The 16,881-nt window shown below is 66.6% G+C and carries 17 protein-coding genes; 8 read left to right on the top strand and 9 right to left on the bottom strand.

Annotated elements, in window-relative coordinates; all coding sequences use genetic code 11:
- Window positions 1–363 precede the first annotated feature (363 nt).
- The 5 genes from FBZ89_RS13620 to FBZ89_RS13600 all read left to right on the top strand — a co-directional run bounded on the left by FBZ89_RS13620 (window position 364) and on the right by FBZ89_RS13600 (window position 4,042).
- Entirely contained in the window at window positions 364–1,611 is a 1,248-nt protein-coding gene (locus tag FBZ89_RS13620) for a TIGR03032 family protein (protein ID WP_145750513.1), read from the top strand.
- Window positions 1,612–1,742: 131 nt separating this feature from the next.
- The gene (locus FBZ89_RS13615) at window positions 1,743–2,264 is read left to right on the top strand and encodes a phage tail protein (RefSeq protein ID WP_145750512.1); all 522 of its coding nucleotides are present in this window, start codon (window positions 1,743–1,745) and stop codon (window positions 2,262–2,264) included.
- Window positions 2,265–2,298: 34 nt separating this feature from the next.
- Window positions 2,299–2,847 (top strand): phage tail protein, encoded by a 549-nt coding sequence (locus FBZ89_RS13610; protein WP_145750511.1) that lies wholly within the window; start codon window positions 2,299–2,301, stop codon window positions 2,845–2,847.
- A 67-nt stretch (window positions 2,848–2,914) separates the two neighbouring features.
- Window positions 2,915–3,463 (top strand): phage tail protein, encoded by a 549-nt coding sequence (locus tag FBZ89_RS13605; RefSeq protein ID WP_145750510.1) that lies wholly within the window; start codon window positions 2,915–2,917, stop codon window positions 3,461–3,463.
- Between the two features lie 42 nt (window positions 3,464–3,505).
- Window positions 3,506–4,042, top strand: a complete 537-nt coding sequence (locus FBZ89_RS13600; RefSeq protein ID WP_145750509.1) for a GNAT family N-acetyltransferase — start codon at window positions 3,506–3,508, stop codon at window positions 4,040–4,042.
- A 77-nt stretch (window positions 4,043–4,119) separates the two neighbouring features.
- Here the strand turns inward: FBZ89_RS13600 and FBZ89_RS13595 are convergent, their stop codons facing one another.
- The 6 genes from FBZ89_RS13595 to FBZ89_RS13570 form a co-directional block, all read right to left on the bottom strand.
- Window positions 4,120–4,422 (bottom strand): DUF6916 family protein, encoded by a 303-nt coding sequence (locus FBZ89_RS13595; protein WP_145750508.1) that lies wholly within the window; start codon window positions 4,420–4,422, stop codon window positions 4,120–4,122.
- 83 nt (window positions 4,423–4,505) lie between these two features.
- A complete protein-coding gene (locus FBZ89_RS13590) occupies window positions 4,506–5,132 on the bottom strand; it encodes a hypothetical protein (protein WP_145750507.1) in 627 nt (208 codons plus the stop codon).
- 13 nt (window positions 5,133–5,145) lie between these two features.
- Window positions 5,146–5,955 (bottom strand): ABC transporter permease, encoded by an 810-nt coding sequence (locus FBZ89_RS13585; protein ID WP_145750506.1) that lies wholly within the window; start codon window positions 5,953–5,955, stop codon window positions 5,146–5,148.
- A complete protein-coding gene (locus tag FBZ89_RS13580) occupies window positions 5,952–6,719 on the bottom strand; it encodes an ABC transporter ATP-binding protein (protein ID WP_246172183.1) in 768 nt (255 codons plus the stop codon). Before FBZ89_RS13580 ends, FBZ89_RS13585 begins: the two co-directional genes overlap by 4 nt.
- Window positions 6,716–7,684 carry a PQQ-dependent catabolism-associated beta-propeller protein gene (locus FBZ89_RS13575; protein ID WP_186457347.1) on the bottom strand — a complete coding sequence of 323 codons (969 nt, stop codon included), beginning with the start codon at window positions 7,682–7,684 and terminating at the stop codon, window positions 6,716–6,718. Before FBZ89_RS13575 ends, FBZ89_RS13580 begins: the two co-directional genes overlap by 4 nt.
- Window positions 7,669–8,934 (bottom strand): ABC transporter substrate-binding protein, encoded by a 1,266-nt coding sequence (locus FBZ89_RS13570; protein ID WP_145750505.1) that lies wholly within the window; start codon window positions 8,932–8,934, stop codon window positions 7,669–7,671. The genes FBZ89_RS13575 and FBZ89_RS13570 overlap by 16 nt, the downstream gene beginning before the upstream one ends.
- Before the next feature lie 236 nt (window positions 8,935–9,170).
- Here FBZ89_RS13570 and FBZ89_RS13565 point away from each other — a divergent pair, with 236 nt between their 5' ends.
- The 3 genes from FBZ89_RS13565 to FBZ89_RS13555 are packed head-to-tail and all read left to right on the top strand — an operon-like array spanning window position 9,171 to window position 11,646.
- Window positions 9,171–10,190, top strand: coding sequence for an ABC transporter substrate-binding protein (locus FBZ89_RS13565; protein WP_145750504.1), 1,020 nt, complete (start codon window positions 9,171–9,173; stop codon window positions 10,188–10,190).
- On the top strand, window positions 10,187–10,954 hold the full coding sequence (locus FBZ89_RS13560) for an ABC transporter permease (RefSeq protein ID WP_145750614.1): 768 nt from the start codon (window positions 10,187–10,189) through the stop codon (window positions 10,952–10,954). Before FBZ89_RS13565 ends, FBZ89_RS13560 begins: the two co-directional genes overlap by 4 nt.
- Complete coding sequence (locus FBZ89_RS13555) at window positions 10,951–11,646, top strand: ATP-binding cassette domain-containing protein (RefSeq protein WP_186457346.1); 696 nt, start codon at window positions 10,951–10,953, stop codon at window positions 11,644–11,646. The genes FBZ89_RS13560 and FBZ89_RS13555 overlap by 4 nt, the downstream gene beginning before the upstream one ends.
- Here the strand turns inward: FBZ89_RS13555 and FBZ89_RS13550 are convergent.
- The 3 genes from FBZ89_RS13550 to FBZ89_RS13540 form a co-directional block, all read right to left on the bottom strand.
- On the bottom strand, window positions 11,643–12,149 hold the full coding sequence (locus FBZ89_RS13550) for an SRPBCC family protein (RefSeq protein ID WP_145750502.1): 507 nt from the start codon (window positions 12,147–12,149) through the stop codon (window positions 11,643–11,645). The genes FBZ89_RS13555 and FBZ89_RS13550 overlap by 4 nt on opposite strands.
- Window positions 12,150–12,204: 55 nt before the next feature.
- Window positions 12,205–13,278, bottom strand: a complete 1,074-nt coding sequence (locus tag FBZ89_RS13545) for a LacI family DNA-binding transcriptional regulator (RefSeq protein WP_145750501.1) — start codon at window positions 13,276–13,278, stop codon at window positions 12,205–12,207.
- 281 nt (window positions 13,279–13,559) lie between these two features.
- Window positions 13,560–16,694, bottom strand: coding sequence for a TonB-dependent receptor (locus FBZ89_RS13540; protein WP_145750500.1), 3,135 nt, complete (start codon window positions 16,692–16,694; stop codon window positions 13,560–13,562).
- Window positions 16,695–16,881: the final 187 nt, after the last annotated feature.

Below are 16,881 nucleotides of genomic sequence, written 5' to 3'. Positions count from 1 at the left end.
ACAAGTTGCCACAACTCGCCAGTCAAATCAGAAATTGGGATGCCTCTTCTGTAGAGGACTATCTTTTGTGACTGAATGTGAGAGTGCGCTACGCGGCCCTTCTGCAATCCATCTTCCCCGATCCCTCCTATTCAAAAGTATGGCGATTAAGAAATTCTTACCATCCAACGAACGTATTCGTCGCCTGTTCGGGGTAATCCCCGCACATCATATTTCTATGCGACGCAATATTAATAGGGATTTAACCAAGGCCCCATGGAACGGGTGGAATCCGAAGCTCAAATTTGATAAAGACATCCATGGGTAGTGACGCGGCATCAGAAATAGGGGGTGGCGTACCTGCCAAAAAGGTATAGAAAAAGGATGGCTATGGTGTCCGAAGTGGAAAACCCCGCGCACAAGACAACAGGTGCGGAAAATTCCATCCCCGTGGCCACGCAGGACAAGATGGAGCCGCCCCAGTTCCTGCCATCCCCCGGGTTTTCCGAATGGCTGGAGGGAACGGGCGGCAGCCTGATGCTGTCCACCTACCAGTCCGGACGCCTGATTTTCCTTTATATGGTGGAAGGCCGGTTGCATGTGCTGGACCGGGTGGTCGGTACCGCCATGGGCTTGGCCGTGGACGACGACAAGCTGTGGGTGGGCAACCGGGAGCAGATCTGGAAGTTTGCCAACACCGGTCCGGCCGTTGTCGACGGCAGGGGCTACGGTGCTGTCTACATGCCGCGCAAAGGCTATTTCGTCGGGCCGTGCGACGTCCATGACATCATTGCCGATGTGACGTTCATGGGCGAGCGCCACGACCTGGTTTTCGCCAGCACCAGCTTCAGCTGCATCGCCACGCTGGATGAGCAGCACAGCTTTCGTCCCCTGTGGATGCCGGACTTCGTGTCCGTGCTGAACGCGGAAGACCGCTGCCATCTGAACGGTATCGGTGCCCGCGACGGGCGGGTGGCCTACGCCACCCTGTGCGGGCGACAGGATGAGGCGCTGGGGTGGCAGGCCATTCGCAATGGGGGCGGCTTGGTGATCGACCTGGATTCGGGTGACGTGGTTGCCGACGGCCTCTCCATGCCCCATTCCCCCCGCTGGCATCACGATAGGCTCTGGCTGTTGAATTCCGCCGCCGGGGAGTTCGGGTACATCGACCCAAACCGGGGCGGTTTCGTCCCCGTGGCCGATTGCCTGGGCTTCGCCCGCGGCCTGACCTTCGTCGGCGATTACGCCGTCATCGGTTTGTCGCAACTGCGTCCCAATAGTTTCGGCAAGGGCATGGCCCTGCACGACAAGCTGGCGGTCGGCCACATACAGCAGCGTTGCGGCCTGCAGATCATCGATCTGCGCACCGGCCGCAACGTCCATTGGCTGACCATCGCCGGGCCGGTGACCGAACTGTACGACGTGGCGTTCAAGCCCGGGATCCAGCGGCCTTACTGCCCGGGGTTCCGTGAGCCCTATATGCATCAGCAGCGGGTGCACCTGCCGGAGACGCGTTTCGAACATCCCTATCGCGGCAAATTGCAGATGCTGCGGACGCGGCCGCCAGAGCCGGCCCAGCAGGTGCCGGCCGGGACCGAAGGAAACGGCGCGGCTCCGCCATTGGATGAATAAGAAACCTAGCCTTTTGCGCGTTTATCGGCGTGGTGTTTGCCGGTAGGCGCGTGTATCTTCGCAAGCGACTTACCTAAGAATGTAAGAATCCTTCGCATATTCCCTCAATCATAGCTAAGGGGAGGTGGACGATGGACCCATTTGTCGGTGAAATCCGCATTTTCACCTGGAACTGGGCGCCCAAGGGCTGGGCTGCGTGCAACGGCGCCACAATGAATTTGCAGCAGAACGTGGCGCTGTACTCGTTGATCGGCGTTCTGTACGGCGGCAACGGCACCACCAACTTCAACTTGCCGGATCTGCGGGGCCGTAGCCCCCGCCACGTTAGCCAGCAACAGCCGCAGGTCGGCGTGTCCGCCGGCTCGGAAAACGTGACGCTGCTGGCGTCCAACCTGCCGCTGCACACCCATTCCACCAATGTCGTGAATGCTACCGGTACCGGGCCGGGGACGGCGCTGGCGGGCCGGTTGCCGAGTAATACCAATGGCACTACGCCCATCTACATTCCGGCCGCCCAGGCGGGAACGCTGGTTGCGCTGAATGCCGCCAGTGTCGCCGCCGGTGGCGCCAGCGCGCCGGTTGCGAATATGCAGCCCTGGGTCACGGCGAATTACTGCATCGCCATGTCCGGCATTTTCCCGCCGCGCAACTGACCATTCCCACTGTTCGAAGTAGGGGAGGACTCGCATGTCCGAATGCTTCCTGGGCGAAATCCGCATTTTCGCCGGCACGTATGTTCCGAAGGACTGGGCTGCGTGTGATGGCACGGCTCTGGCCATCAGTCAGAATCAGGCGCTGTTCGCGTTGATCGTCACCACCTACGGCGGCAATGGCGTCACTACCTTTAACCTGCCTGACTACCGGGGGCGCACGCCCATCGGCCAAGGGCAGGGTACGGGCCTGAGCAATCGGGTTCTGGGGCAGAATGGCGGCACCGAAACCGTGACGCTGACCCAGAACAACATTCCCGCCCACACCCACCCCTTCTACGCCAGCACCATCGCTGCCACCGCGACGACCGTCTCGGGCAATATGATCGCCCAGAATACCGGGGCGAGCGTGAATGGGCCTTACACGGCTGACCCGGCAGGCACCATCGGGCAACTTTACACGACCTTCATCCAGGACGCCCTGGGCACCACCGGCGGCGCGGCCTTGCCGCACGCGAACATGATGCCTTTCATCGCCCTGGAGTACATCATCGCCATTCAGGGCATTTATCCCAGCCGCAACTGAACGGTATCCGCCGGACCCGGTCCGGACCGTCATCTTCGTCCATCCATGCCCCGCGAGGAATCCCACCATGGCTGATCCGTTCACCGGTGAAATCCGCGCTTTCGCTTTCACCTTCCCACCCGCCAACTGGTCCCAGTGCAATGGCCAGCAGGTGGGCATTCCGCAGAACAACGTCCTCTATGCCATCATCGGCAACACCTACGGCGGCGATCTGCAAACCTACTTCAACCTGCCCAACATGCTGGGCCGTATTCCGGTGGCCACGGGTACCGGCGTCGGGCTTACGCCGCGCACGCTGGGACAGACTGGCGGGGCGGACACGGTGGTTCTGACGTCCAGCAATTTCCCGGCGCACAATCACGCGATGAATGTCGAGGCCCCCAGCAATAACACGCTGCTGGTGAAGGCGCCGACGGCCGCGACCTACCTGTCGCGCACGCAGGGTGAATTCATGTATGCGACGCCGACGTCCACGGCGCCGACAGGCTTTTCCCTGGCCGCCAACAGCATCGGTGCGGCCGGCTCGGCATCGACAGCGCCGCGTGCCAATGACCAGCCCTACCTGGTGGTCAACTTCTGCATCTGCCAGTACGGTGACTTCCCCGTCCGTCCGTGATGCGCAGCAAGAGGGACGGTTTGACTGCTGGGTGCCTTGGCCATGGATAACGCCGTCGCTGAATTGCCGGCATTGGTGCTTCCCGAGCCTTTGGCCGCGCAGGGCTTGTCCCTGCGGACCAAGTGGGAGGAGGACACCGACTTCGTACGCGACCTTTACATCTCCCACCGGTGGGAAGAGATGCGGGCCGCGCCCTGGTCGGATGAAGAACGCCTGGCTTTCCTGCGGGACCAGGCGCGTCTTCAGGCCGCGCATTACGACATGCACTACCACGATGCCGATTTCCTGATCGTGGAAATGGCGGGCCTGCCCATCGGCCGTCTTTATCTGTTCCGCCACAATCGGTCGGACCTGCGTATCGTGGAGATCGGCCTGATGCCGGACTGGCGTGGCCGGGGGCTGGGCGGCGCGCTGCTACGCTGGGTGCAGGATGTGGCACGCGAGGGTGGATACGCCCTCTGCTCCATTCATGTGGAGCAAAGCAACCCCGCCCTCCGCCTGTATCGGCGCCTGGGCTTCATCGACATTGAGCCGGTCGGCCCCTACATCCTGTTGCACTGGAAGACGCCGGCGTCCTGACGGCCGCCGGCGTTTCCCGTCGGTTCAATGCCGCGTCCGCCCCAGCCGGGGCGGCACCTGGATCAGCCGACGACGGGTCAGCCGAAGACGGCTTGGTAGTAGAAAGTGCCGTCCTCATTGCGTCCTAGAGGCACCAGGAAAATTTCCAGCGTGCCCAGGGTGGGGTGCGTTAGCGGGTGGTTCTGCTGATGCAGCACCGTATTGGCGTCGGTGCCATTGAAGAAAAGAGAGAACGGTTCGCGGAAGCGGCCCGGTGACGGGCTCTTTTTGCCATGCTCGACCTTGTATAATAGCAAGGACGTCTGGTAATCAGGATACATAACCGTGAATTCCTGATCGACCAGCGGCAGGAAATGTTCGGCCTTCAGTTCGCCCAGCATGATGTAACCGCCCACTCAACTTGAAGGAGGCGGCACTATACCATGGCGGTGAGGGTGGGGAATGAAAAAAGGGTGTGGCGGCGTTACGACGGCAGGCGGTTTGTCAGCACCCGCGCGTAAGCGCCCAGCCGCGCCTCCAAATCCACCGGCACCTCGCAGGTGTAGCGCAGCGTGCGCTCCACCTCCTCGAAAGTGCGGATGAGATAGCCGCGGCGCTGCACGATCTCCGCCCGCTGCTGCTGCTTGTCCGGGTCGGCGGTCTCGGCCGGGATGGCCTGCAGCTCGGTGGTGGCTTTGGACACCAGGTCGCCCATGTCGCGCTGGCGGTGCGCCAGCTCCTGGATGCGGGTGATGACGCCGCCACGCTGGCTGTTGATCTCTTCGACGATGCCGGCGAAGACCTTGGGATAGAGGGCCGTACGCTGGCCCTTGGGCACCCTGTCGGCAAAGCGGGTCAGGGCCTTTTCGCCCTCATCGGCCGGGATCTCACGCGGTGCCGTGGCCTGCACCACCGCCGCCACCCGCTTGTCGGTGCGCCAGTCCACATGCTCCGGCAGGGGTGGCCCGCCCCAGTAGGTGGCGGCTGTCAGCTGCGGCACCAGCCGCTGGTGGCAGGGCCAGTCGGGGTCGGTCTGACCGGCGGGCGGGGGCGGGGCGGCCAGGGCGGTGCCGGCCGCCAGGATCAGGGTGAGGCTCAACAGGACGCGCATGGGCAAACCCTCTTCACTCGCCGCCGCCGCCCCGTCGGGCCAGCAGGCCGCGGCCAGGGTCATAGCCCCAGACCGCCAGGATCATGAACAGCAGCGTGGCCCCCGCCACCACCCCGGCCGACAGCGGCGCCATCTGGCCGTACAGCGCGAAGCGGATCAGCTCCGTCGCGTGGGTGAAGGGGTTGGCCTGGCAAATCCAATAGAGCGTGAGGCTGCTTTCCTTCACCCGCCACAGCGGATAGAGGGCGGAGGAGGCGAAGAACATGGGGAAGATGACGAAGTTCATCACCCCGGCGAAGTTTTCCAGCTGGCGGATGAAGGAGGACAGAACCAGGCCCAGCGCGCCCAGCATCAGGCCCGACAGGATCAGGGCCGGCAGCACCGACAGATAGCCCAGCGGCGGCGGATCGATCTCCCAGAACCAGGCGATGGCCAGGAAGATGTAGGCCTGCACCACCGACACCACCACGCTGGCCAGCAGCTTGGCCGTCAGCAGGAACCAACGGGGGAAGGGGCTGACCAGCAGGGTCTTCATGCTGCCCATTTCCCGGTCGTAAACCATGGAAAGGGAGCTTTGCATGCCGTTGAACAGCTGGATCATGGCCAGCAAGCCCGGGGCGATATAGACCTCGTACGGGATGTAGGTTTCATAGGGCGGGATGATGGAGACGCCCAGGACGAAGTGGAATCCAGCCGCGAAGATGGCCAGCCACACCAGCGGCCGCACCAGGGCGGAAAAGAAGCGGCCGCGCTGTTGCGTCCAGCGCAGCGCCTCGCGCTTCACGATGCCGCCCAGGCAGCGGGCGTAGTGGATGGGGGTCATCGCGCGGCCCCCCCTTGATGCTGACGTGTCAGGGTGTCGAAGGCGGCGCGCAGGGTGGGCACGCCGGCGCGGGACGCGACCTGGGGCACGGGCCCCTGGTCCAGCACTTGCCCCTGGTGCAGGACGATGACCTTGGCGGTGTCGTCGGCCTCATCGATCAGGTGGGTGGCCCACAGCACGGCCATATCCCGGCTGCGGCACAGGTGGCGGACATGGTCGATCAGGAATCGACGGCTTTCGATGTCCAGGCCCACGGTGGGCTCATCCAACAGCAGCAGGGCCGGGTCATGCACCAGGGCGCGGGCCAGTTCCACCCGCCGCCGCTGGCCGCCGGACAACTGGCGCACCCGCGTGTTTTGCCGGTCGGCCAGGCCCACGCGCTCCAGCTCCTCGTCGATGCGGATGCGGGCGCGGGATCCGGCCAGGCCGTGCAGGCTGGCGTGATAGGCCAGGTTCTGCCGCACCGTCAGGTCCAGGTCCAGGGTGGGCTGCTGGAACACCACGCCCATGGCGGCCAGGGCGGAGGAAGGCTGGCGGCGGATGTCGTGGCCGAAGACGGTGATGCGCCCCTGCCGGCTGTGGTACAGGCGGGTGACCAAGGCGAACAGCGTGGTCTTGCCCGCCCCGTTCAGGCCCAGCAGCACGGTGAAGTCGCCGGGGGCCAGGCTGAAGCCCACGTCGCGCAGGACCTGGCGGGGACCGAAGGCATGGCTGAGGCCCGATACATCCAAGGCCGCGGTGGCAAGCTGCGGGGCTGGCGTCACGGCGCCACCACCACGCCCCAGGGCAGGCGGCCCACCGGCACCGACTTCACCACCTTCAGCGCGTCGACGTCGATGACCGACAAATCGTTGCTGACGCCGTTGGTGGTGTACAACCGTTTGCCGTCGCCGGAGAAGGCCAGGTTCCACACCCGCTGGCCCACCAGCAGGTACTTCTTGACCTGGTAGCTATGGGTATCGATGACGGCGACGCGGTTGGCGGGGCCCAGCGCAACGAAGGCGGTGGTGCCGTCGGCGGTCAACTGAATGCCCACCGGCTGGATGGATTCCTTCGGCACCCCGGGGATCTCGAAATGGATGGTCTGGATGACCTTGCGCTGGGTGGCGTCGATGATGCTGACGGTGCCGCCCACCTCGGCCGACACCCACACCAGCGACCCGTCCTTGGTCCACTGCGCCACGCGCGGCCGGCTGCCCACCAGCACGTTGGCCAGCACCTCGTGGGTTTGGGTGTCGATGAAATGGGCCATGCTGGTGGTTTCCGACGTGTTCACCAGGATCTTGCCGTCCGGGCTGATGCCCATGCCCTCCGGCTCCACCCCCACGGGGATCTCGGTGACGATGCGGCCGGTGGCGATGTCCAGCACCGACACCATGTTGTCGTTCTCGTTGGAGACGTACAGCGTCTTGCCGTCGGGGCTGAGGGTGAACAGCTCCGGGTCCGGGCCGCTGGGCAGGGTGCGGCTGACCGTCAGGCTGGCCAGATCCAGCACCTCGATATGGTCGGCGTCGCTGGTGCAGATATAGAGCGACTTGCCGTCCTTGGACAGGGCGATGCCGCGCGGCCGGGCGCCCACCTTCACCGTCTTGACGACGGCCAGCGTCCCGGCGTCCACCACCGTGATGGTGTTGTCCTTTTCATTGGACACCAGCAGCCGTTCGGCCAGGGCGGGGGTGGTGGTCAGCAGGGCGGCCAACACCGCTAAGCATTTCACTTTGGATGACATGTCGTCTCCGGCTGGTCGGGACCCAGCGTATCCAGTTCCGATGTCTCGTGCAGGAAGCCCGGCTGGGGCGAGACGGACACCAGTGAGCGCGCGTCGGCCAGCAGCACCGGCTGGCGCAGCTGCCCGTCCCAGGCGCGGAAGCTGAGCCGCGCGCCCTTGAAGGCCGCCAACTCGAACTCGGGCTTGCGCAGGTAGGCGGTCATGGCCGCCCCCTCCACGCTGCCGCCCCGGGTGGCGGCCTCGCCCAGGGCCCGCACCGCCATCCAGGCGCCGTAGTCCCGCTCCGTCATCCAGCGGCCGGCCTGCTTCAGGAAGCGCGCCTGCAGTTGCGTGGCGCCCCACTGCTCAAAGGGGCGGGCCCAGGCGGCGGGCATCAGGCCCTGGGTGCCGGCCACGGGCCGGGGGTCGGTGGCGCGATAGCCCAGCTCATCGCCGAAATTGTCGCCCTCATCCGCCACCACCAGCACGTCGTACTTGATGCCTTGGGTGAAGCGCGCCACCTCGGCCCCGATGGCGTAGTGGCCGGTGTCGGTGCGCCGGGCACCGGGGTCATAGGTCCAGGGCTTGTCCGCCACGATCTTCAGGCGGAATTTGCGCGCCGATTTGCGCAGCGCGTCGGCATACAGCGTGTCCTCGGGGTTGGGCCCCGCCACCAGCAGAATGTCGCGCCAGTTCTTGATGGTCAGGTACTGCATCAGGGCGTCGGCCAGCATGGCGCGGCTGGGCAGCAGGTGCAGGACGTTGCGCCGGCACTGCTCGCCGCGCAGGGCATCGTCGGTGCTGGTGGCGTCCAGCAGCGTGGCGTCCTTGGCTTCGGCCAAGTCGGCCAGGCGCAGCAGCAGGTCGGCCGGCACGTCGGTGACGAAGGCGCGATAACCTTGGGCCACCAGTTTCCTGAAGGCCGCAACCACGGCGTCGGCGTCTGGTTCCAGCGCCTCTTCCAGATGATAGGCCTGGTGGATGAAGCGGCCGGTGGTGATGTTGTCGGCCAGGCCCAGGCGGGCGCCCTGCACGCCGTCGTCCTCCGGCGGTTGGTCCAGGAAGCTTTGCGGCAGCACCCGCTTCTGCACCAGCGCCAGATAGGCGATGTTGGCGACAGGATCGGGCTTGGCATCCGGCTTGGGTGTGGCGGCGGGGGTCTTTGCGGCGGCGGGTGGTGCGGCATGCGCCGCCTGTCCGGCCAGCAGCAGGCCGGACAGGATCACGCCTATGGGATACACGCCGATCAGGCCATGGCGGCGGTTGGGCATTTCCGCCGTCTCCTTGAGTGTCAGACCAGGAACCACCGATCAATAATGGCCCGTGGCATCCGGGGCCGCCATAGGAAATCAGGGCCATAAATCAGCGTGCTGTCTCATTCTATAGTCGTAGAGGGCCCGGGTTGACAGGGGTGAAGCCGGCGGCCCGATAATGACCACCGAAACCAGGAACAACCCCAGAGACCACTCTGGGTCCGGCGCCCTGGCCGGGCGCGGAGGATGCCCCCATGACCATGACACGCCGCCGCCTGCTGGGCCACCTGACGGCCACGGGTCTCGCGGCTGGGTTGGCGCCCCTTCGGACCAAAGCCGCCGGTGCGCCGGCCTTGCGTGTGGGCGTGCTGCGCTACGGCACCGTGTCGTGGGAACTGGACGTCATCCGTCGCCACGGGCTGGACGCCGCCCACGGCCTGACCGTCGCCCCCCAGGAATTTGCCACCGGCCAGGCGACGCAGGTGGCGCTGCAGGCGGGCCAGGTGGACACCATCGCCGTGGATTGGCTGTGGGTGGCGCGGCAGCGGGCGGCCCAGGGAGGGTCGGGCGGTGGCGACTGGACCTTCATCCCCTTTTCCAATTCCGCCGGCGCGTTGATGGCCCCGGCGCAGGGGCCCGTGGCCACGGTGCCCGACCTGCCCGGCCGCCGCCTGGGCATCGCCGGCGGGGCGTTGGACAAGAACTGGCTGATCCTGCGTGCCTATGCCCAGCGCCAGGCCGGCATCGACCTGGACCGGACGGCGGAGAAGACCTTCGGCGCCCCGCCCCTGCTGGCCAACGCGCTGGCGGCCGGCCGGCTGGACGCCCTGCTGACCTATTGGCCCTTCGCCGCCAAGGGTCAGGCGGCCGGGCAACGCCGCCTGCTGACGGTTGAGGACGCGGTGACCGGGCTGGGCGTCCAGGGCACGCCGCCCATGGTGGGCTACGTCTTCTCCGAACGCTGGGCCAAGGCCAATGGCGCCGTGCTGGAGGGCTTCATCGCCGCCAGCCGCCAGGCGCGCGACCTGCTGGTCAAGGACGAGGCGGAATGGCCCACGCTGCGCGCCCTGGCCGACGCCGGCAGCGATGCGGAGTTCGACGCCTTGCGCGACTGGTACCGGCGCGGCATTCCCCGCCATTGGGGGCCAGCGGAACAAGAGGCCGCCGCCCAGCTGTACCAGGTGCTGGCCTCGGTGGGCGGACCGGCGCTGGTGGGCGGCGGTGGCGACACGCTGCCGGCCGGCACCTTCTGGCAGGCGGCGCAATCTTGGTGAGTCGGGAGGCGGCGGACCGGGGCCGGGCCTGGCTGATCCGTGCGCTGTCGGTCCTGGTCCTGCTGCTGGCGTGGGAGGCGGCGGGGCGCCTGGCGGCCAGCCCCCTGGCGCCGCCGGCCTCCACCGTGCTGGCCGTCATGGCGCGTGAGACGGCGTCGGGCGTCTTGCCCCACCATGTCGGCATCACCCTGGCCCGGGTGGCGGCGTCCTTCCTGCTGGCCATGGGGGCGGGCACGGCGCTGGGCCTGGCCATGGGCTGGTGGCGCACGGTGGATTTGTGGCTGGACAGCGCGCTGCTGTTGCTGCTGAACCTGCCGGCCCTGGTGCTGATCGTCCTGCTCTATGTCTGGTTTGGCCTGACGGAGGCGGCGGCCATCGCGGCCGTGGCGCTGAACAAGCTGCCCACCACCGCCGTCACCGTGCGCGAGGGCGTGCGGGCCCTGGACGCGGAGTTGCTGGAGATGGGGCGGGTCTTCCGCTACGGCCGCGCGGCCACCCTGCGCCATATCGTGCTGCCGCAGTTGCTGCCCTACCTGTTCGCCGCCACCCGCTCCGGCCTGGCGCTGATCTGGAAGATCGTGCTGGTGGTGGAGCTGCTGGGCCGCAGCGACGGCGTCGGCTTCCAGATCCAGGTCTATTTCCAGCTGTTCGACGTGGCCCACATCCTGGCCTACGCCCTGGCCTTCATCCTCATCGTCCAGGTCATCGAATGGGCGGCCCTGCAACCGCTGGAGCGCCGGGCGGCGCGGTGGAGGGCGTCGTGACCCGGCTTATCGTCGACATCCGTGAGAAACGCCTGGCCGGCCGGCCGGTACTGGGCAGCCTGGCGTTCAGCCTGGACGAGGGTGAGGTGATGGCCGTGGTCGGCCCCTCCGGTTGCGGCAAGAGCACCCTGCTGCGTCTGGTGGCCGGGCTGGATCGCGGGGTCACGGGCACCGTGCGGTGGAGCGGGGAGGGTGCGCGCCCGGTTCCCAACCTGGGCGTCGTTTTCCAGCAGCCGCGCCTGCTGCCCTGGCGCACCGTGCGGCAGAACCTGGCCCTGGCCGGCGCCGACCCGGCGGAGGGCGAGCGGCTGTTGGAGCGCCTGGGCCTGGCGGCCCAGGCGGACGTCTGGGCCTCGCAGCTGTCCCTGGGCATGGCGCGGCGGCTGGCGCTGGCCCGCGCCCTGGCGGTGGATGCCCAGGCCCTGCTGTTGGACGAGCCCTTCGCCTCCCTGGATGAGGGCAACCAGCGCCTGGCCCGCGCCGTCCTGGCGGAGCAACTCCTGCGCCGGCCGGTGCCCACGCTGCTGATCACCCATGACCTGATGGAGGCGGTGGCCCTGGCCCATCGCGTGCTGGTGCTCTCACCCGGCCCCGCACGCCTGCTGTTCGATCAGGCGGTGCCGCCCGGGGTCCGCACCGACCCGGCCCTGGCGGCGGCGACCGTGGCCGCCTTGCGCGACCTGGCCCGTTAGGGCACGACCATGCTGGAAAGCAGGTCGCCCAGCTGTCCCAGCTGCTCCGGCAGCGCCGCCGCCGAGCCCTGCAGCGCTTCCTCAAGCGCCTCCTTGGATGGATAGGCTTCGTGGAAAGTCAGCAGCGTCTTCCCGCCCAGGTCCTCGAAGGTCACGGTGGTGATCGCGCCCTCTTCGCCCTCGTCATTGGTCCAGACGATGCGCTCGTTAGGCACCACCTCGATATATTTGCCGTAGAAGGCCATGGTGTCCGAGCCGCCGGCGGCGAATTCCAGGCGATACTTTCCGCCGGTACGGATGTCCAGGTCGCACGATACGAGAGAAATGCCGGGTACCGATTTCGGCACCCACCAGCGCTGGAACAGCTCTGGCTGGCCCCACGCCCTGTAAACCGTGCTCGGCGGCGCGTCGAATGTCCGTGTGATGACGAGTTCGCGATCGCCCCTGCGCCCGACCGACGTGGGGTTCCGCGCACCACCGGCACCGTCAATGTGCTGAGCCATCGCTTTCCTCCCGTTCCGTTTCACTGATGATTTCACCCAATACGCGCGGCAGGTCCTAGCCCGCCTTCCTGGCGCGGCGGCGCGCCGGGCTCTGCGCTTTTGGCCGGGCGGTGGAGGCGCGCACCACCAGGTCATGCGACACGAGGCGGTGGGGCACGGTGGCGTCGCCGCGCGGGCGCTCCATAAGGCGGGAGATCAGCAGGTCCGCCGCCTCCTCCCCCAGCTTGCGCATGGGCTGGCGCACGGTGGTCAAGGGCGGCCAGGTCATGCTGGCGATGGGGCAGTCGTCGAAGCCGGCCACCGACAAGTCGTCGGGCAAGCTCAGGCCCCGCGCCTGGGCCACGACGATGACGGCGGCCGCCATCTCGTCATTGCAGGCGAAGATGGCGGTGGGGGGCTCCGGCAAACTCAGCAGCCGCTCGGCGCAGGGCAGGGCGGAGGGGAAGGTGAAGGCGCCTTGCTCGATCAGGTCCGGATCCTCGGCGATGCCCAGCTCCGCTAGCGCGTCGCGATAGCCCCGGTGGCGGCGCTCGGTGGCGCCGTGGTTGGCGGGGCCCTTGATCAGGCCGATGCGGCGGTGGCCCAGCGACAGCAGGTGGCGGGTCAGGGCCGCCGCCGCCTGCCGCTCATCGATCCAGACGGAGGAGAAGGTGTCGCCGCCGCTTTCCGCCGTAACCCGCACCAGGGGTATGCCGCTTTCCGTCAGCACGGACAGCACGCGCGGTTCGTCGGTGATGGGGGCGGTCAGCACCACGCCGTCGGGGCGCAGCCAGTCCAGCACGGCGCGCACCCGCCGCTCCACATCCTGGCCACGATAGTCGATCTCCTCGATCAGCAGGTGATAGCCCCGCGCGCGGCAGCGGTTCAGCAGGCCCACCTGGATTTCCATGGTGTAGGGGCCGGCCGGATCGCCGTAGAGATGGCCCAGCAGATAGGATCGTTTGCCGGCCAGCGTGCGCGCCGACATGTTGGGGTGGTAGCCCAGGTCATGGATGGCCTTCATCACCTTGTCCAAGGTGGCGCGGTTGACGTAAGGCTCGCCGTTCAGCACGCGGGACACGGTCTTGATGGAAACCCCGGACACCCGGGCGACATCGATGATCGTCGGTTTCCGGGCGTCATTCCCCATGTGGCATCGCTCCCCTCGGTACCAGCTGTCACTACTCCTGTAATGGCACAAAAAAGAAAGGGCGGCACGATCGCAATCATGCCGCCCGGAGTGGGCGCATAGTCCCCGGGGAGAGGGTATGCGCAAAGAAGGGAGATCAAGAAGAAGGCCCGGGAAACGGCCAAACCCGGCCGCCCCCCGGCAACAAGGGCCCTTCGGAAAGCAGGTACTGGAAAGGCCCCCGGTTTCTGCAGGATCCGGCCCGGCGTCGCCGCCGGACCGGCCCCCGCAGCTCATGGGCATCAGCTGCCGAACTTGAACCGGCCGCCCAGCATGAAGCGGCGACCCGCGTTCACGTAGGTGAAGGGTTGGTTCTTGAACTGCAGGTAGGTCTCCTGAGACTCATCAGTCAGGTTGATGGCCTCGAAGGTGATGCCGAACTCAGGCGTGAACTGGTAGGCGATCTGGGCGTCCAGCTGGCCGTAGGGCCGGCTGAACACGCCGTAGGTCACCGACTTGTTGGTGGTGGCGTCCAGGATGGCGAAGGTGGAGCCGATGGCGTCGCCGTTCACGGCGCTGGACCGCCAGCTGTAGGACAGGCGGGCTTCCAGGCCACCCCTCTGATAGTAGGTCTGCGCCGTCAGGGCGTGCAGCGACACGCCGGGGATGGGCAGGTCCTGCGCGAAGTCGGTGTGGGTGGACGAGGTGGACAGCGAGTAGGTGTAGTTGGCGTTGAAGCCGACGCCGAAGTCGAAGGCATACTGCGCCCCGATTTCGAAACCCTTGATGCTGCCGCCGGCGCCGTTGCTGGGGGCGGTGAAGCCGGCGGTGCTGCCGCCGAAATCGTCCATCACGGTGATGGAGGTGGTCTGCGTCTGGATGAAGGTGTCGATGGACTTGTAGAAGCCGCCGAAGGTCAGCGCGCCCTGCTCACCGAAGTACCATTCATAGCCGATGTCGATCTGCGTGGCGCGGAAGGGATCCAGGTTGGGATTGCCGCCGCTGCCGCCCACGAAGGCGAAGCCCTGCTTGCCCGCCGTGTTGGTTTCGCGGGTGAAGTTGTACTGCGCACCGCGGCCCAGGTCATAGGGACTGGGCGGGGACATGACGCGGGCGGCGGAGAAGCGGACCTTCTGGTCCGGCGCCACGTCCAGCACCAGGTTCATGCTGGGCAGGATGTCCGTGTAGTGCCGTTCCGCCGTGACGACATCCGGGTTGGTGATGGCGTTGGAGCCGTCCCAGGATTCGTCGGAGATGTAGATGGGGTTGGCGGGCAGGGCGCCGGCCGTCACCTTCTGCACCGTATCGACGATGCGGGCGCCGATGTTCAGGTGGAAGCGATCCTCCTTGCTGCCCATGTCGGCCATGGCGTAGCCGGAGACGCGCTGGCTTTCGATGACGAAGGAGTTGATGGGGTCGCGCACCATCTTGCCCGGGAACTGCGGGAAGTTGCCCTGCAGCCACTGCACCGGGTTCTGCATCTGGGACAGGTTCTGCACCAGGATGCTGTTGCCCGCGTTGCCGGTGGGGAAGAAGTTGTTGACCAGCTGCGCCCGGTTGGGGGCCGTCAGCGCCGTCTGGGCGGGAATGACCGGCGGGGTCTGCGACGGGGCGCCGCTGGCGCCGACGAAGTTGCCGCCCGGGCTGGCGCCGGTGGCGGCGTTGGTCATGCCCTCGTTCAGGATGGCCGGGTCCATATAGTACCCGTAGGTGCCATAGCAGGTGCCGTTGCTGCAGTACCCGGTCTGGCCGGCCGAGGACTTGTCCAGCTCATAATGCGACAGGCTGTAGTTGATCTTGTCGTCGGTGTAGCGCACGCCGGCGGTGAAGGTGGTCTTGATCGCCTTGATGAAGTCGGCGTCGTACTCGCCATCCGCGTGGCCGGACCACAAATCGTCCTTGGAGTGGATGTTCCACGCCCAGGCCGACTTGAAGACGGCGTTGTTGGGGTTGCTGATCAGGTCGGCGTAGGGCGCGTTGTACGACACCGACGGCAGCGTGCCGTTGTTGACATAGTTGAAGGAATAGGCCGGGCCGTGGCTGACCGGGCTGCTGCCGCCGGGGGCCAGGGGGTTCAGCGGGGCATTGCAATAGCCGTTGGGGCTGGTGGCGCAGGGTTGGGCCGCGTTGTACTGTGAATACTCCACGTCCTGCTGCGCGCTGTCGGAATTGTATTCCGAGGTGGCGTAGGCGACCTTGAACTTGGCGCGGAACGGCCCGCCGTTGTCCCACTTGCCGCCGAAGTGGAAGTTGTCGGCCGTGAGGTGGACATTCTGCACGTCGCTGTCGCCCTCCGCGCCCAGGGCGCGGATGGTGGCCGACTTGATGACGCCGTTGCTGTCGATGCTGTAGGGCTGGCTGGGGTCGATGCCCAGGCCCAGGCCGTTCGAGTTGAACCACAGCTTGTTCGACGCTTCCTGGGTCAGGATGTCGTAGGTGGAATGCAGCCAGTCGGCGTTCAGGGTCAGGCTGTCGGTGACAGCGTAGTCGATGCCCAGCTGGCCGCTGATGCGGGTGCGGTCGGTGTCGCGGTCGGTGAAGTACAGCAGCTCGGGCGAGATGTACTTCTGCGGGATGGTCGCCATCGGGTTGGTGGAGGTGCCGGCCGCCGGCTCGATGGCCCAGCCGCTGCGGTTCTGGCCCTGCATCATGTCGGAATGGGTGTCGGTCTCGGAGTACGAGAACGCCGCCGTGATGCCGATCTTGTTGTTGAAGTTGTAGGTGCCGACGATGGCGCCGACCGGCGTCCAGTCCTCCATGCGGGCGTGCTCGCCCGTGGTCATGCGGAAGTTGCCGCCCACGGTCCAGCCCTGCGGGGTGTCCAGGGCGGAGCGGGTCTTCAGGTTGATGATGCCGCCCATGCCGCCTTCGACCAGGCTGGCCTGCGGCGATTTATAGACGTCCACGCCGGCGATCAGGTCGGACGGGATGGCTTCCAGCGAGTTGGTGGCGGTGTTGCCGCCGCCGCCGGAACCCTCACCGCTGGCGTAGGCTTCCAGGCCGGACAGGAAGGGCTCGTCGTTCAGCACCGTGACGTTCTGGCTCAGGCCGCGGATGCGCACGCGGGTGCCCTGACCGTTGTCGCGGTCGATCTGCACGCCCGACAGGCGCTGCAGCGATTCCGCGATGTCCTGGTCGGGCATCTTGCCCATGTCTTCGGCCGTGACGGATTCGATGATCAGGTTCGACTGGCGCTTGTTTTCCAGCGCGTCGGCCAGCGACTTGCGGAACCCGGTGACGATGATTTCCTCGACGCCGCCGCCCTGCCCGGCCGGGGTGGCCTGGGGGGCGGTCTCCTGAGGGGCGGCTTGCGGATCGGGCGCTGCCGGCTGCGTGCTCTGGGCGAAGGCGGTGGGCGCGGCCAGGGTGGCAGCCAAGGCGGCGCAGGAGGCGGCACCCATCAACAGCCGCCGTAACATCTTCAACTCTCCGTACATGCGAGTTCCCTCCCTGGGGGTATTCGTGGATGCGCGGGCCCGGCCGCTGGCCACGGTTCCCGCCCGCAACCCATGGTTTAGGGTGCGCGCCAGGGAACGGCACAGCGCTGCTGTCCGGTCGCGACGGATCTACCTGATACTGGAATAGGGGCGTGCCGATCTGACAGTCGGCTAAACCCTTCCCTTC

Origin of the sequence: Nitrospirillum amazonense, assembly GCF_007828045.1 — a bacterium.
GTDB lineage: Bacteria > Pseudomonadota > Alphaproteobacteria > Azospirillales > Azospirillaceae > Nitrospirillum > Nitrospirillum amazonense_C.
Note: the sequence above shows the minus strand (reverse complement) of the source record. Positions and strands in the feature narration are given on the sequence as shown.